General features: G+C 60.3%; 14 protein-coding genes. 6 read left to right on the top strand and 8 right to left on the bottom strand.

Features of this window, described 5'->3' with window-relative positions; all coding sequences use genetic code 11:
• Positions 1–12 precede the first annotated feature (12 nt).
• Positions 13–495 carry a GAF domain-containing protein gene (locus FIV35_RS12515; RefSeq protein ID WP_034096608.1) on the bottom strand — a complete coding sequence of 161 codons (483 nt, stop codon included), beginning with the start codon at positions 493–495 and terminating at the stop codon, positions 13–15.
• Positions 492–1,382 carry an ATP-binding protein gene (locus FIV35_RS12510; RefSeq protein WP_034137524.1) on the bottom strand — a complete coding sequence of 297 codons (891 nt, stop codon included), beginning with the start codon at positions 1,380–1,382 and terminating at the stop codon, positions 492–494. The genes FIV35_RS12515 and FIV35_RS12510 overlap by 4 nt, the downstream gene beginning before the upstream one ends.
• A gap of 163 nt (positions 1,383–1,545) precedes the next feature.
• Here FIV35_RS12510 and FIV35_RS12505 point away from each other — a divergent pair, with 163 nt between their 5' ends.
• Entirely contained in the window at positions 1,546–3,855 is a 2,310-nt protein-coding gene (locus tag FIV35_RS12505; protein ID WP_034137523.1) for an ATP-binding protein, read from the top strand.
• Here the strand turns inward: FIV35_RS12505 and FIV35_RS12500 are convergent.
• The 3 genes from FIV35_RS12500 to msrB all read right to left on the bottom strand — a co-directional run bounded on the left by FIV35_RS12500 (position 3,809) and on the right by msrB (position 5,325).
• Positions 3,809–4,300 carry a MarR family winged helix-turn-helix transcriptional regulator gene (locus FIV35_RS12500; protein ID WP_034137522.1) on the bottom strand — a complete coding sequence of 164 codons (492 nt, stop codon included), beginning with the start codon at positions 4,298–4,300 and terminating at the stop codon, positions 3,809–3,811. The two genes, FIV35_RS12505 and FIV35_RS12500, sit on opposite strands and share 47 nt — an antisense overlap.
• Positions 4,297–4,782 carry a glutathione peroxidase gene (locus FIV35_RS12495; RefSeq protein WP_034096604.1) on the bottom strand — a complete coding sequence of 162 codons (486 nt, stop codon included), beginning with the start codon at positions 4,780–4,782 and terminating at the stop codon, positions 4,297–4,299. Before FIV35_RS12495 ends, FIV35_RS12500 begins: the two co-directional genes overlap by 4 nt.
• A 150-nt stretch (positions 4,783–4,932) precedes the next feature.
• Entirely contained in the window at positions 4,933–5,325 is a 393-nt protein-coding gene (gene msrB / locus FIV35_RS12490) for a peptide-methionine (R)-S-oxide reductase MsrB (protein ID WP_034096603.1), read from the bottom strand.
• A 202-nt stretch (positions 5,326–5,527) separates the two neighbouring features.
• Between msrB and FIV35_RS12485 the strand changes: the two genes are divergently transcribed.
• Both FIV35_RS12485 and htpX read left to right on the top strand, forming a co-directional pair.
• The gene (locus tag FIV35_RS12485; RefSeq protein WP_034096602.1) at positions 5,528–6,739 is read left to right on the top strand and encodes a pyridoxal phosphate-dependent aminotransferase; all 1,212 of its coding nucleotides are present in this window, start codon (positions 5,528–5,530) and stop codon (positions 6,737–6,739) included.
• Positions 6,740–7,041: 302 nt separating this feature from the next.
• A complete protein-coding gene (gene htpX / locus FIV35_RS12480) occupies positions 7,042–7,929 on the top strand; it encodes a protease HtpX (RefSeq protein ID WP_034096601.1) in 888 nt (295 codons plus the stop codon).
• Positions 7,930–7,986: 57 nt separating this feature from the next.
• Here htpX and FIV35_RS12475 read toward each other — a convergent pair whose 3' ends face one another.
• Complete coding sequence (locus FIV35_RS12475) at positions 7,987–8,643, bottom strand: thiopurine S-methyltransferase (RefSeq protein ID WP_034137520.1); 657 nt, start codon at positions 8,641–8,643, stop codon at positions 7,987–7,989.
• A 103-nt stretch (positions 8,644–8,746) separates the two neighbouring features.
• Here FIV35_RS12475 and FIV35_RS12470 point away from each other — a divergent pair, with 103 nt between their 5' ends.
• Complete coding sequence (locus FIV35_RS12470; RefSeq protein ID WP_034137519.1) at positions 8,747–9,514, top strand: DODA-type extradiol aromatic ring-opening family dioxygenase; 768 nt, start codon at positions 8,747–8,749, stop codon at positions 9,512–9,514.
• 76 nt (positions 9,515–9,590) lie between these two features.
• Here the strand turns inward: FIV35_RS12470 and FIV35_RS12465 are convergent, their stop codons facing one another.
• The gene (locus FIV35_RS12465) at positions 9,591–11,264 is read right to left on the bottom strand and encodes a DEAD/DEAH box helicase (protein ID WP_034137518.1); all 1,674 of its coding nucleotides are present in this window, start codon (positions 11,262–11,264) and stop codon (positions 9,591–9,593) included.
• 423 nt (positions 11,265–11,687) lie between these two features.
• Here FIV35_RS12465 and FIV35_RS12455 point away from each other — a divergent pair, with 423 nt between their 5' ends.
• Positions 11,688–12,479 carry a crotonase/enoyl-CoA hydratase family protein gene (locus tag FIV35_RS12455; protein ID WP_034137517.1) on the top strand — a complete coding sequence of 264 codons (792 nt, stop codon included), beginning with the start codon at positions 11,688–11,690 and terminating at the stop codon, positions 12,477–12,479.
• Between the two features lie 4 nt (positions 12,480–12,483).
• On the opposite strand, the gene FIV35_RS12450 is transcribed toward FIV35_RS12455, so the two are convergent.
• The gene (locus FIV35_RS12450; RefSeq protein ID WP_034137516.1) at positions 12,484–13,239 is read right to left on the bottom strand and encodes a spermidine synthase; all 756 of its coding nucleotides are present in this window, start codon (positions 13,237–13,239) and stop codon (positions 12,484–12,486) included.
• Positions 13,240–13,363: 124 nt separating this feature from the next.
• On the opposite strand from FIV35_RS12450, the gene FIV35_RS12445 reads away from it, so the two are divergent.
• The gene (locus tag FIV35_RS12445; protein WP_034137515.1) at positions 13,364–14,710 is read left to right on the top strand and encodes a class II 3-deoxy-7-phosphoheptulonate synthase; all 1,347 of its coding nucleotides are present in this window, start codon (positions 13,364–13,366) and stop codon (positions 14,708–14,710) included.
• The last annotated feature ends 49 nt before the right edge of the window (positions 14,711–14,759 follow it).

The raw sequence follows: 14,759 nt of genomic DNA, 5'->3' as shown, positions 1-14,759 counted from the left end.
CCCCCTCTGGCATCAGCAGTCGGTCAAGCGCAGAAAAATCGCAGCCAATTGCTCGATGCCCTGCTGGTCTTGTTGGGTAAAACGGGCCATCAAAGGGCTGTCGAGGTCAAGAACACCAATCAATTGGCCGTTCTTGACCAGCGGGACCACCAGCTCACTGTTGGAGGCGCTGTCACAGGCAATATGCCCAGGGAAGGCATGCACATCCTCGACGCGCTGGGTTTGGCGCGAGGCTGCTGCAGCACCGCAGACGCCCTTTCCGAACGGAATACGTACACAGGCGATCTGCCCCTGGAACGGGCCGAGCACCAGTTCTTCATTGCGATTGAGGTAAAAACCGGCCCAGTTCAGGTCATCCAGTTGGTTGAACAGGAACGCAGAAAACTGGGCACTGTTGGCGATAAAGTCGCGCTCATCGGCCAACAGCGACTCCAGCTGCGCGCAGAGCATGGCATAGCCATCCAGGCCTGTACCGGCGTGTTGCAAATCGATCATGGTTGACGCTCCAGCAATTTGAGGCCCACCCAGTAACGGGCGAACTGATACGCGCAACGTCCGTTGCGGTTGCCGCGCCCGGTGGCCCAGCGCACGGCGAGAATATCGAGCGCTTCGTCACGCTGCCATTGCAAACCGGCTTTGCCTGCCAGTTCGCCGATCCAATGCTCCACCACATCCAAGAAATGTTCCTGGGTGAACGGGTAGAACGACAGCCACAAGCCAAAGCGGTCGGACAAGGCAATCTTGTCCTCCACGGCTTCGCTGGGGTGCAGTTCGCCGTCCACGCGCTTCCAGTTATCGTTGTCGCTCTGGTTTTCCGGCACCAAATGGCGACGGTTGGAGGTGGCATAGAGCAGCACATTTTCCGGCGCCTGTTCCAGGGAACCGTCCAGCACGCTTTTAAGCACGCGGTAGTCGCCCTCACCGGCTTCGAACGACAGATCATCACAGAACAGGATAAAGCGCTGTGGCAGTTTGAGCAGTTGCTCGACCACACGTGGCAGATCGGCCAAGTGATCACGCTCGATTTCGATCAGGCGCAAACCGGCGTTGGCATGCTGGGCCAGCAGGGCACGCACCATGGACGACTTGCCGGTGCCGCGCGAACCCCACAGCAGCGCATGGTTGGCGGGCAGGCCGTCGAGAAACTGCTGAGTATTGCGCGCCAGTTGCTCGCGCTGCTTGTCGACACCGATCAAGTCGGACAGGCGCATGTCCAGACTGACCTCCAGCGGCAACAGAAACCCGGTGCGCCCCTCGCGTTGCCAGCGCGCAGCCAGGCACTGGTTCCAGTCGATGGCCTGTCGGGGCGCTGGCAGCAGGGGTTCCAGGCGAGCAAGTACTGCATCGGCCCGCTCAAGAAAGGCATTCAATCGAGAATCCACGGATATTCCTCTGGCAAGTTCTTGCAAAAGATGGCGTATTGGCAACCCTGCGACAGACCGCAAGGGGCTGCGTATAAAACGATTCATGCCGGGCAGGCCAGAGCCTGTGGATGTTCAGCTATGCTTGCCGGGCGAAGGGAAACGTGAAGTGGTTCAACACTCGATGGATATCAAGTTCGCCCACCGCTTGTCTTATAAACAAGCCCGATTGACTGTGCTGGTAGGTTTCGTCTTGGGAACCTTGCTCAGTCTGATCCAAATCGGCATTGATTATGCCAGCGAAGACGCATCCATCAACCGTGAAATTCGCTCGCTGATCGAAATCAGCCATAACCCGGCATCACGTATTGCCTACAACATCGACGCCGAGCTGGCACAGGAACTGACCTTGGGCCTGCTGCACTCCCCCGCCATCATTCGCGCGCAGTTGATCGACAACAATGGCCTGGTGCTGGCCGATGTACAGCGGCCGCGCAAGGAAAGCACCTACCGCGCCCTCAGCGACCTGATGTTTGGCGCCAATCGCCAATTTGAGGACCGGCTCTACCTGAGCCATATGCCCAACGACTCCTTGGGTGTGCTGCGTCTGGACGTCGATACCTACGCCTTCGGCAGCCGCTTCCTGCGGCGCGCCGAGATCACACTGCTCAATGGCTTTGTGCGCAGCCTGCTGCTGACCGGCATCCTGCTGGGGCTGTTCTATGTGATGCTGACCAAACCACTGGTACGCATCATTGGCGAATTGAGCACGCGCAAACACACGCGTCTGGACTACCCGCCCGGGCACGAGAACGACGAAATCGGCGTACTGGTCACCGTGGCCAACCAGCAATTCGAAAACATGCAAACTGAAATCCAGCAGCGCCGCCACGCCGAAGACCGGCTGACCGAATACCTGGGCCAACTGGAAGATATCGTCTCCGCTCGTACCCTGGAACTCAAGGCCAGTAACCAGCGGCTGAGCCAGTCCAACGACGAGTTGGAGGCGGCCAAGATGAATGCCCTGGGCATGGCTCAGGCCCGCGCGGCGTTCCTGGCGAACATGAGCCATGAGATCCGCACCCCGCTCAACGGCTTGCTGGGCATGATCGCGCTGTCGCTGGACAGCAGCTTGAACGCCGAGCAGCGTCAGCAACTGTCCATCGCCCACGATTCGGGCAAAGTGCTGGTGGAGTTGCTCAACGATATCCTCGACCTGTCCAAATTCGATGCCGGCCAGTTGGAACTGGAGCGCATTCCATTCGATTTGGGCGCGCTGGTGGAAGACACCGCCAACCTGCTGTCGCAGAACGCCGCGCCAAGCGTGGAGCTGACCTGCTTGATCGACCCGAGGTTTCCGGCCCAAGTGCTGGGCGACCCGACGCGCGTGCGGCAGATCGTCAGTAACTTGCTGTCCAACGCCCTCAAGTTCACCCGCTTCGGGCGCGTGGATGTGCGTCTCAGCGTTCAGGAGGGCAAGGTCCACATTGAAGTCTGCGACACCGGCATCGGCATTGCGCAGGAAGCCCAAGCGAAAATCTTCCAACCGTTTACCCAGGCTGGCGCCGGCATAACCCGCCAGTTTGGCGGTACGGGCCTGGGCCTGGCACTGACGCGAAACCTGTGTGAAGCCATGCAGGGGCGCTTGAGCATCAGCTCGGAGGTCGGCTTTGGCAGCCAGTTCCGCGCCGAGCTACCGCTGCCGGCTCATTCGCCGGCGGTGCAGCCGCCGCCGCTCAGCGGTGACGTGATCGCCATCACCAACGCCAGCAGCGGCCTCACAGAACTGCTGACCACGCTCCTGCCCTACTGGGGGCTGACGCCGCGCTGTTACGCCCAGGACCATGATTTGAGCGGAGAAACCCCAGACCTGCTGATCACTGATTGCCCGGAGTGCCTGTTCCGACTGCGGCCGGGCATTACCGCACCGATTCTGGTGGTGACGGCCTACGGCAACTTTATGCCCAGCGAAGAAGTGGCCGCACTCGCGCCATTGCAGCAACAGGCCCGCCCCCTGAGCCGCAACGCGCTGTATCAGATTCTGCGACGCACCTTGCGCAGCGATGGGCACTTGATCCTCGATCCGATCCAAGTGGAAGCCGCGCCTGTAGCGCACCGCGCGCGCATCCTGTTGGTGGAGGACAATCCGGTCAACCAACTGGTGGCCAAGGGCATGCTCAGCAAGTTGGGCTGTGAGGTGGTCGTGGCCGGCCATGGTGGCGAAGCGCTTAAGTGTCTGGAAGAGCAACACTTCGATATGGTGCTGATGGATTGCAATATGCCGGTGATGGATGGCTACGAGGCCAGTCGGCAGATACGCAGCAGTGGACGCTGGCCGGACCTGCCGATCGTGGCGTTGACCGCCAATGCTATGTCCGAAGAGCGCGAACGCTGCCGCGCCGCCGGGATGAACGACTACCTGGCCAAGCCTTTCCGTCGCGAAGAACTCAATGCCCTGCTGGATCTGTGGGTGCCGAAGACGACAGCGCTCTGATCTGCCCCAGCAATTGGTCCAGGCCATCGCGCAGGTCGTCCGCCTGGTTCAGGTCGATGCCGCTGTCGCACAACAGTCGCGTCTTCATCCGGTAAGTCCGCTCGCGCAGATGCACGCCGGCCTCACTCAAGCTCAAATGCACTTCCCGCTCATCCCTGGTACTGCGCCGCCGCTGCACCCAAGCCAGTTGTTCAAGACGTTTGAGCAACGGCGTGAGGGTGCCCGAGTCGAGCATCAGACGGTCCCCCAGCGCCTTGACCGTAGGCTGCGCCGGAGGGGCGTCATGCCACTCCCACAACACCAGCATCACCAGGTATTGCGGATAGGTCAGGCCCAATGGATCCAGCATCGGCTTGTAGGCACGGGTTACCGCCCGCGAAGCCGCGTAGAGCTTGAAACACAATTGGTTGTCCAGGGCCAGGGACACAACGGGTGGGTTAGTCATTTGAGCAGGGCTTCGATCTCTTGGGTCAAGTCCTGAGGTTTGGTGGTCGGGCCGAAGCGCTTGACCACCTGACCATTGCGACCGATCAGGAACTTGGTGAAGTTCCATTTGATGCCCTTGGAACCCAGCAAACCGGGGGCCTGCTGTTTCAATTGCACAAATAAAGGATGGGCATCGCTGCCATTGACGTCGATTTTCTTGAACAGCGGAAAGCTGACACCGTAGTTCAGCTCACAGAATTCAGAAATCGCCCCTTCGTCACCTGGCTCCTGCTTGCCGAACTGGTTGCAAGGGAACCCCAATACCACCAGCCCCTGGTCTTTGTACTGCTGCCAGAGTTGCTCAAGGCCCTTGTACTGCGGGGTAAAGCCGCATTTGCTGGCGGTGTTGACCACCAGCACGGCCTTGCCGGCGAAATCGGCCAAGGTCTTTTGCTCACCCTTGATGGTGGTGCAGGGAATACTCAGCAGGTTGTCGCTCATGGCTGTGCCTCGTGTCGGGGGAAGAGCCCACAACATAGCGAGCGATTCAATTGCACACAACTTAATTGAGCGCATTGATCATGCTCGATCACGTTTATGACTGGGAGCGAGCCATCTCGCCACTCACTCCCGACGCGCTACCTACTCACTTCAACGAGGCACCAGATCCAGGCACACCGAATTGATGCAGTAGCGCAAACCGGTCGGTGGCGGACCATCGGGGAACACATGCCCCAGGTGCGCATCGCACTTGGCGCAGGTGACTTCGGTACGGATCATGCCATGGCTGACGTCCCGGATCTCGATCATGGCGCTGTCGGCGATCGGCTCGTAGAAGCTGGGCCAGCCGCAGCCCGAGTCAAACTTGGCCTTGGAATCGAACAGCGGCTCATTGCAGCAAATACAGTGGTACACGCCGTCCGTTTTGGTGTCGTTGTACTTGCCGCTGAAAGGTCGCTCGGTACCTTTGAGGCGACATACGTTGTACTGCTCCGGATCGAGCATCGCTTTCCATTCTTCAACGGTTTTCTGCAACTTATCCATCGATACACCTCGGCAACTGAAAAACCCTGATCTGTGTCTTTTCCATGGATCAGGCGGCACGTATGATTGCGCCTCTTCAAAACGCCAGTCTGGCACCCGCGCTACCGGCATTCAAACGTATTTCTGGGTGCGGGCCTCGCAGCCTTCACAGTACGGTAGTGCCCACACCGTCTGGATCGTTCATTTTCAGGATCACATCGCCATGCAGGTCAGCAAATCGAACAAGCTCGCCAACGTCTGCTACGACATTCGCGGCCCAGTGCTCAAGCACGCCAAACGCCTGGAAGAGGAAGGCCATCGCATCCTCAAGCTGAACATTGGCAACCCGGCGCCGTTTGGTTTCGAAGCGCCGGACGAAATCCTCCAGGACGTGATCCGCAACCTGCCCACCGCCCAAGGCTACAGCGACTCCAAAGGCCTGTTCAGCGCGCGCAAGGCGGTGATGCAGTACTACCAGCAGAAGCAGGTGGAAGGCGTCGGCATCGAGGACATCTACCTGGGCAACGGCGTGTCCGAGCTGATCGTGATGTCTATGCAGGCCTTGCTCAACAACGGCGACGAAGTGCTGGTACCTGCGCCCGATTACCCATTGTGGACCGCCGCCGTGACCCTGGCCGGCGGCCACCCCGTTCACTACCTGTGTGACGAAGGCGCCGACTGGTTTCCGGACCTGGCCGACATCAAGGCCAAGATCACCCCGAACACCAAGGCACTGGTGATCATCAACCCGAACAACCCGACCGGCGCGGTGTATTCCAAGGAAGTGCTGCTGGGCATGCTCGAATTGGCGCGCCAGCACAACCTGGTAGTGTTCTCCGACGAAATCTACGACAAGATCCTGTACGACGATGCCGTACATGTGTGCACCGCCTCCCTGGCGCCGGACCTGCTGTGCCTGACCTTCAACGGCCTGTCCAAGTCCTACCGCGTGGCGGGTTTCCGCTCCGGCTGGATCGCCATCTCCGGCCCCAAGCACAACGCCCAGAGCTACATTGAAGGCATCGACATACTGGCCAATATGCGCCTGTGTGCCAACGTACCGAGCCAGCATGCGATCCAGACCGCCCTGGGCGGCTATCAAAGCATTAACGACCTGGTACTGCCACAAGGCCGGCTGCTGGAACAGCGCAACCGCACCTGGGAGCTGCTCAACGCCATCCCTGGCGTCAGTTGCGTCAAACCCATGGGCGCGCTGTACGCCTTCCCACGGATCGATCCGAAAGTCTGCCCGATTCTCAACGACGAGAAATTCGTGCTCGACCTGCTGCTGTCGGAAAAACTGCTGGTCGTACAGGGCACGGCATTCAACTGGCCGTGGCCGGATCACTTCCGCGTCGTCACCTTGCCGCGCGTGGATGACCTGGAGATGGCCATCGGTCGCATCGGCAACTTCCTGAAGTCTTATCGCCAGTAGTGAAACGTCGCTGTACGGCCGAGATCCGGTCGTACAGCGAGCATCTGGCAACACTTCTATACCGCCGCCCTCCCCGCTCAGTGCTTTAACCTGTTATTTGCCCCATCGCCCTGTAATCACGGGGAAATACGGCAACGAAAGACAGATATCGAGCGGTATTTCATGTGGGAAAATCCCTTCAAGGCTCTACATTCATGCTGTAGGACACAGTTTGAAATAGTCGCTCGGTTGAATCGCCCCATGGCGCACCATATATACCCCGCAGTACGCAACATATTAAGCATGAGGAGAACTCTACAACCATGATGCGCATCCTGCTGTTTTTGGCCACTAACCTGGCGGTCGTGCTGATTGCCAGCGTCACCCTGAGCCTTTTTGGCTTCAACGGGTTCATGGCGGCCAATGGGGTTGACCTGAACCTCAATCAGCTGCTGATTTTCTGTGCGGTCTTTGGTTTTGCCGGCTCGCTCTTCTCGCTGTTCATCTCCAAGTGGATGGCGAAGATGAGTACCAGCACCCAGGTCATCACTCAGCCCCGTACCCGCCACGAACAATGGTTACTGCAAACCGTTGAACAGCTGTCCCGCGAGGCGGGCATCAAGATGCCTGAAGTCGGAATTTTCCCGGCCTATGAAGCCAACGCCTTCGCGACCGGCTGGAACAAGAACGACGCGCTCGTTGCCGTGAGTCAGGGCATGCTCGAACGCTTCTCGTACGATGAAGTGAAGGCTGTGCTGGCCCACGAGATCGGTCACGTGGCCAACGGTGACATGGTCACCCTGGCACTGGTCCAGGGCGTGGTGAACACCTTCGTGATGTTCTTCGCACGGATCATCGGTAACTTCGTCGACAAGGTGATTTTCAAGAACGAAGAAGGCCGTGGCATTGCCTACTTCGTGGCGACCATCTTCGCGGAAGTGGTACTCGGCTTCCTGGCCAGCGCCATCGTGATGTGGTTCTCGCGCAAACGCGAATTCCGCGCGGACGAAGCCGGTGCGCGCCTGGCCGGCACCGGGGCGATGATCGCAGCACTGCAACACTTGCGTTCCGAACAGGGCCTGCCGGTGCATATGCCGGACAGCCTGACCGCCTTCGGCATCAACGGCGGCATCAAACAGGGCCTGGCTCGCATGTTTATGAGCCACCCACCGCTGGAAGAGCGCATCGACGCCTTGCGTCGTCGCGGCTGACGCCAACCGGCAATACCGAAAGGGGCGAGCTGATCGCCCCTTTTTAGTGGGCGCGATTTACACCCTGGTCAGTCGGTATGCGCGTTCGTCCAGGCGCGGCACGCCGTCCTGCACGAATTTCCAGCTTTCGTCCAGAATGTCTCGCTCCTCCAGCACTTGCAGCGTCCAGTGCGACGCGAGCAACACCCTCACCTCATCCTGCGTGACCGCAAAGGGCGGACCGGCTTTCAGCGTCTGGTCGTAATCCAAGGTGATCAACAGGCCCTCACAGCCCGCACGCAGGCAACGATTCAAGTGCGCTGCATAGCGTGCCCGCATCAACGGCGGTAAAGCGATCAACGCGGCACGGTCATACAACGCCGCGCAGTCGGCCAACACCTCGGCGTCCAATGCAAAGAAGTCACCGCACCACACCTCGATCAATCCAGCCTGATACACCGTGAACACGCCATGCTGATGAATTCGCGGGTGCAGCCCCTGCTCACTGAAGAACGTCTGCACAGCCTGTTCCGATAGTTCCACCCCAAGCACCCGATGCCCCAGACTGGCCAGCCATATCAAGTCCAGGCTCTTGCCGCACAGCGGCACCAACACCTGAGCACCGTGAGCCAGGGTCAGTGAGGGCCAATGCCGCAGCAAATAAGGATTGATGTCGGACTGATGGAAGCCGATCTGGTTGTTCGCCCAACGGTCATGCCAAAACTCAGGTTCCATAGATCACCCCGAAAATTCGATCAAATACTGCTAAAACTTATATTAGATTTAGATCAATGATCTGATTGAAGATGGGCCCATGTTAACGCTCAGGACCCTTCAAATGCTCCCTAGCCTGTTTATCTCCCATGGCTCACCCATGCTGGCCCTGCAACCCGGCGCCAGCGGTCCTGCTCTGCAGCGCCTCGCCGAGCAATTGCCCAGACCGAAGGCCATTGTAGTTGTGTCGGCCCACTGGGAAAGCGAGGAATTGCTGGTCAGCGGCAGTGCCGCCCCGGAAACCTGGCACGACTTCGGCGGTTTTCCCCGCGAGCTGTTCGCCGTGCAGTACCCAGCGCCAGGGAACCCGCAGTTGGCCAGCGAAGTTGTCGCATTGCTCCACGCCGACGGCTTGAATGCGAGCATCGATGAGCGCCGCCCTTTTGATCATGGCACTTGGGTGCCGCTCTCGCTGATGTACCCGGCAGCCGACATCCCCGTGGTGCAAGTTTCCCTGCCCAGCCGTATGGGCCCTGCCCTGCAAACTCGCATTGGCCACGCCCTTGCCGGCCTGCGCAGCCAAGGCGTGTTGCTGATCGGTTCCGGCAGCATCACCCATAACCTGGGTGAACTGGACTGGCACGCGGGACCGGAGAGCATCGAGCCCTGGGCGCGGGAGTTCCGCGATTGGGTGGTGGATAAACTGGCGGCCAATGATGAAGCGGCCCTGCACGACTATCGTCGCCAGGCGCCCTATGCCGTGCGCAGCCATCCGAGCGACGAACACCTGTTGCCGTTGTTCTTCGCGCGTGGCGCCGGCGGCACGTTCGGTGTGGCGCACCAAGGCTTCACGATGGGCGCGCTCGGCATGGACATCTACCGATTCGACTAACCGTAAAGTCAGGCAAAAAAAATCCCCGAACCAGTCGGGGATTTTTTTATTTTCGATCAATCAGCCCAAGGGCCGATCAATCTTCGCGGTAGCGACGCAGCTTCAGCTGCTTACCGGCAACGCGAGTGTCTTTCAGTTTGGCCAGCAGTTTTTCCAGACCGTCTTCCGGCAGCTCCACCAGGGAGAAGCTGTCACGGACCTGAATGCGACCGATAGCCTCACGCGCCAGGCCACCCTCGTTGAGGATAGCGCCCAGCAGGTTCTTGGCAGCGATACCGTCACGCGCACCCAGCGCGGTACGGCAACGGGCACGGCCTTCGGCCAATGGCACCGGAGCGCGACGCTCACGATCACCACGGTCCGGACGGTCGCCGGAACGCTCTGGACGATCACCGCGCGGGGCGCTGTTCGGAACCAGTGGGCGTTCTTTCTCGATGGCGGCCAGGGTCAGCGCCTGACCGTTGGTGGCCTTGCGCAGCAGTGCGGCGGCCAGAGCACGCGGGGTGCAACCGATATCGGCGGTCAGGCGGTCCAGCAAGTCGCCGTGGGTCGATTCAGCGTCAGCCACCAGGGGTGCCAGGCTGTTGGTCAGTTTCTTGATGCGGGCATCGAGAACGGCCTGGGCATCCGGCAGGCGTACTTCGGCCACCTTCTGACCGGTCACACGCTCGATCACTTGCAGCATGCGGCGCTCACGCGGCGTCACCAGCAACAAGGCACGACCTTCGCGACCGGCACGGCCGGTACGGCCGATACGGTGAACGTAGGATTCCGGATCGTACGGCATGTCAACGTTGAACACGTGAGTGATACGTGGAACGTCGAGGCCGCGAGCAGCAACGTCGGTCGCCACAACGATGTCCAGACGGCCATCCTTGAGGGAGTCGATCACGCGCTCACGCTGGTTCTGGGCGATGTCACCGTTCAGCGCAGCGGCCTTGTAGCCTTTGGCTTCCAGGGCACTGGCCAGATCCAGGGTCGCTTGCTTGGTGCGCACGAACATGATCAGGGCATCGAAGTCTTCGACTTCCAGCAGGCTCAATACAGCCGAGGTCTTCTGGTCAGCGTGAACCAACAGGTGAGCCTGTTCGATCGCGGTAACGGTCTGAGTCTTGGTCTGGATCTTCACGTGCTCCGGATCGCGCAGGTGGCGTTCGGCGATGGCACGGATCGACTGAGGCAGCGTGGCCGAAAACAGTACGGTCTGACGGGTCGCTGGCAGAGCCTTGAAGATGACTTCCAGGTCGTCCATGAAGCCCAGCTTCAACATTTCGTCGGCTTCGTCGAGCACCAGATGGTTCACGGTCGACAGGACTTTCTCGTCACGACGCAGGTGGTCGCACAGACGGCCCGGGGTAGCGACAACAATCTGTGCGCCATTACGGATGGCTTTCAGTTGCGGGCCCATCGGCGCGCCGCCGTAAACGGCCACAACGGTTACACCAGGCATTTGCTTGGCGTAGGTTTCGAAAGCGGTTGCTACTTGCAGCGCCAACTCACGGGTTGGCGCCAGGATCAGGGCTTGCGGTTCGCGCTTGGCAGGATCGATGCACTGCAGGATAGGCAGGGCGAACGCGGCGGTTTTACCGGTACCGGTTTGCGCCTGGCCAATCATGTCCTTACCGGCCATGATGATTGGGATCGATTGCTGCTGAATAGCCGAAGGTTCTTCATAGCCGGTCGCTGCGACGGCTGCAAGAATGTTCGGATTAAGATTAAAAGCGGCGAAGCCGCCGGTTTCCTGGGTCATGGGTCTGCCTCTGAGTGCATCCGCAAAGACCCATGCTCCAAAGCTGCGCATGCCGTGTTGAGACTCAAGAGTCGCCCTGGCTGCTTTGTCGGCGGGGATTTGCGAAAACGAATGAATGAAAAAGATTCGTCAAGGGAGAGTCCGCTGTGCGGACGTGCAGCCGAAGCTGACTTCGGGGAATTGCGCTACCTAAACGCGGCCCGGTTAAAGGCCGGCGCGCACTATACCGGAAATAGCTGAAAAAGGGAGCTTTTTTTATCGGAGAACACCGATAAACCGCAGTGCCTCACCACTTTTGCAGATCACACCGGCAGGGTCTATTTTTCAGAGGCCCGGTCCTGCTGGTCAGAACGCTTAAACGGTTCACCTGACCTTCAGGCCCCTTCGGTCTGAAACCTTCCTCCACACCCGAGGGTTCGTCCCATGAATCAAGCCAGCAGTAGCCGCGTCAGTCGTGAACTTCTGGGACATGTCCTGCTGCTGGGGCTTGACCGGGTGGCCAAGCGCAACGCCTTTGATCTGGATCTGCTCAATGAGTTGAGCCTGGCCTATGGCGAATTTGATCGAAACGACCAGGCACGAGTGGCGGTAGTGTTTGCCCACGGCGAGCACTTCACCGCCGGCCTGGACCTGGCCAATGTCAGGGCGGTGATGGCCGGCGGCTGGCAACCTCCGTTGGGCGGCTGCGATCCCTGGGGCGTGTTCGCCGGCCCCAGGGTGAGTAAACCGGTCATCGTCGCAGCACAAGGCTACTGCCTGACCATAGGCATCGAGCTGATGCTGGCGGCGGATATCAACCTGTGCGCAAGCAACACGCGCTTTGCGCAAATGGAAGTGCAACGTGGGATCTTTCCGTTCGGCGGTGCGACATTACGCTTCCATCAGATCGCCGGCTGGGGCAACGCGATGCGCTGGTTGCTCACTGGCGATGAATTCGACGCCCACGAGGCCCTGCGCCTGGGTCTGGTGCAGGAGGTCATGGCCAGCGAAGACCTATTGCCCCGCGCCATCGAGCTGGCCAACCGCATCGCACGCCAGGCACCGCTGGGTGTGCAGGCCACCTTGATGTCGGCACGCCAGGCGCGCATCGAGGGCGAAACCGCTGCCGCCGCCGCGTTACCACCGCTGGTCGACCAGTTGCTCAACAGCGAGGACGCCAGGGAAGGCGTGCGCGCCATGCTCGAAAAGCGCCCCGGCGTGTTCAAAGGTATGTAGACGACTAAGTAGCCGGCCGAATCGCCTTGATCAGCGGCTGCAACGAGTACCCCAATCGCACTGCCAGCGCTTCGGCGCGAGCCGAGAGTGCTTGCATGTCCAGCTCTTGATCCAATTCCGACGGCACCAACAGGATGACGTTGCCCTCCTTCACCGGCAATTCCCAGTAATGCCGGTGATACAAACCGCGCAGCAACGCCGCGCCCAGCGGTTTGCCGTCGTCGGTGGCCCACTGGTTGATCACCAGCCAGCCGCCGGGGTTGAGTTTCTTCTGGCAGTTCTCCAGAAAGGCCCACGCCAGGTGCCCAACGCCGGGGCCCACATCGGTATACAGGTCGACGAACACCAGATCGGCCGGTTCGGCGCTTTCCAGCAACTCCAGGGCATCGCCGATGCGGATATACAGGCGCGGATCGTCGTCCAAACCCATGTATTCGATGGCCAGGCGCGGCACATCGGGGCGCAGTTCGATGGCTTCGACATCCTCCAACGGCAGGAACTTGAGGCATGCCTGGGTCAGCGTACCGGCGCCCAGGCCAAGGAACAGCGCGCTCTCGGGCTGCTCGTGGCACAACGCGCCGATCAGCATGGCGCGGGTGTAGTCGTACTCCAGCCAGCTCGGGTCGGCGGTGAACACACAGCTTTGCTCGATGGCATCGCCGAATTCGAGAAACCGGTAGTCGGCCACTTCGAGCACTCGGATCATGCCGAAGTCATCATGGACCTCGGCCAGCACGCGCTCGACACGCTCCTCTGTCATCACTGCTCCTAAAGGGTTTACCGCTGGGCAAAGGCGCGATTGTCGGCCAACCGGCGGCAACAGGTCACGCACTAATTGCTGATAACATTGGCGCCCGACCGCCAATCAGCCAATCGAGTTCAAGATGAGCCAACCGTGGAGCCCCGAGAGCTGGCGCGCCCTGCCGATCCAGCAACAACCCCAGTACCCGGATGCAGCGCACCTGTTGCAAGTGGAGCAAAGCCTGTCCAGCTACCCGCCGCTGGTGTTCGCCGGGGAAGCCCGCGAGTTGCGCCGTCAGTTTGCCGAAGTGACCCAAGGCCGCGCCTTCCTGTTGCAGGGCGGTGACTGCGCCGAAAGTTTTGCCGAGTTCTCCGCCGCGAAAATCCGCGACACCTTCAAGGTGCTGCTGCAGATGGCCATCGTCATGACCTTCGCTGCCGGTTGCCCGGTGGTGAAAGTCGGGCGTATGGCCGGTCAATTCGCCAAGCCGCGCTCGGCCAACGATGAAACCATCGATGGCATCACCCTGCCCGCCTACCGAGGCGATATCGTCAACGGCATTGGCTTCGACGAAAAAAGCCGCGTGCCGGACCCGGAGCGGCTGCTGCAGTCCTACCACCAGTCCACCGCCACCCTCAACCTGCTGCGCGCCTTCGCCCAGGGCGGGTTTGCCGACCTGCACCAAGTGCACAAGTGGAACCTGGACTTCATCGCCAACTCCGCGCTGGCCGACAAATACAGCCAACTGGCCGACCGCATCGACGAAACGTTGGCGTTCATGCGCGCCTGCGGCATGGACAGTTCGCCGCAACTGCGCGAGACCAGCTTCTTCACCGCCCACGAAGCGCTGCTGCTCAATTACGAACAAGCCTTCGTGCGCCGTGACAGCCTGACCAACGATTACTACGACTGCTCGGCCCATATGCTGTGGATCGGTGACCGCACCCGTCAGTTGGATGGCGCCCACGTCGAGTTCCTACGCGGGGTGAATAACCCGATCGGCGTCAAGGTCGGCCCAAGCATGGACCCGGACGATCTGATCCGCCTGATCGACATCCTCAACCCGGACAACGACCCCGGCCGCCTCAACCTGATTGCGCGCATGGGCGCCGGCAAGGTCGGCGACCACCTGCCCAATCTGATCCGCGCCGTACAGCGCGAGGGCAAGCAAGTGCTGTGGAGTTCCGACCCGATGCACGGCAACACCATCAAGGCCAGCAGCGGCTACAAGACCCGGGACTTTGCGCAGATCCTGGCGGAGGTGAAGGCATTCTTCCAGGTGCATCAGGCCGAGGGCACCTATGCCGGCGGGATTCATATCGAGATGACCGGGCAGAACGTCACCGAATGCATCGGCGGCGCCCGGCCGATCACCGAGGATGGTTTGTCAGACCGCTACCACACCCACTGCGACCCACGGATGAATGCCGATCAGTCGCTGGAGCTGGCGTTCCTGATTGCCGAGACGTTGAAGCAGGTCAAACGCTGAGACTGGGCCGACGCCCTCGTGGGCAAGCCCACTCCCACAGGGAATGCAC

This window comes from Pseudomonas rhodesiae (genome assembly GCF_007858255.1).
Lineage (GTDB): Bacteria > Pseudomonadota > Gammaproteobacteria > Pseudomonadales > Pseudomonadaceae > Aquipseudomonas > Aquipseudomonas rhodesiae.
This window is presented reverse-complemented; position numbering and strand designations above follow the sequence as displayed.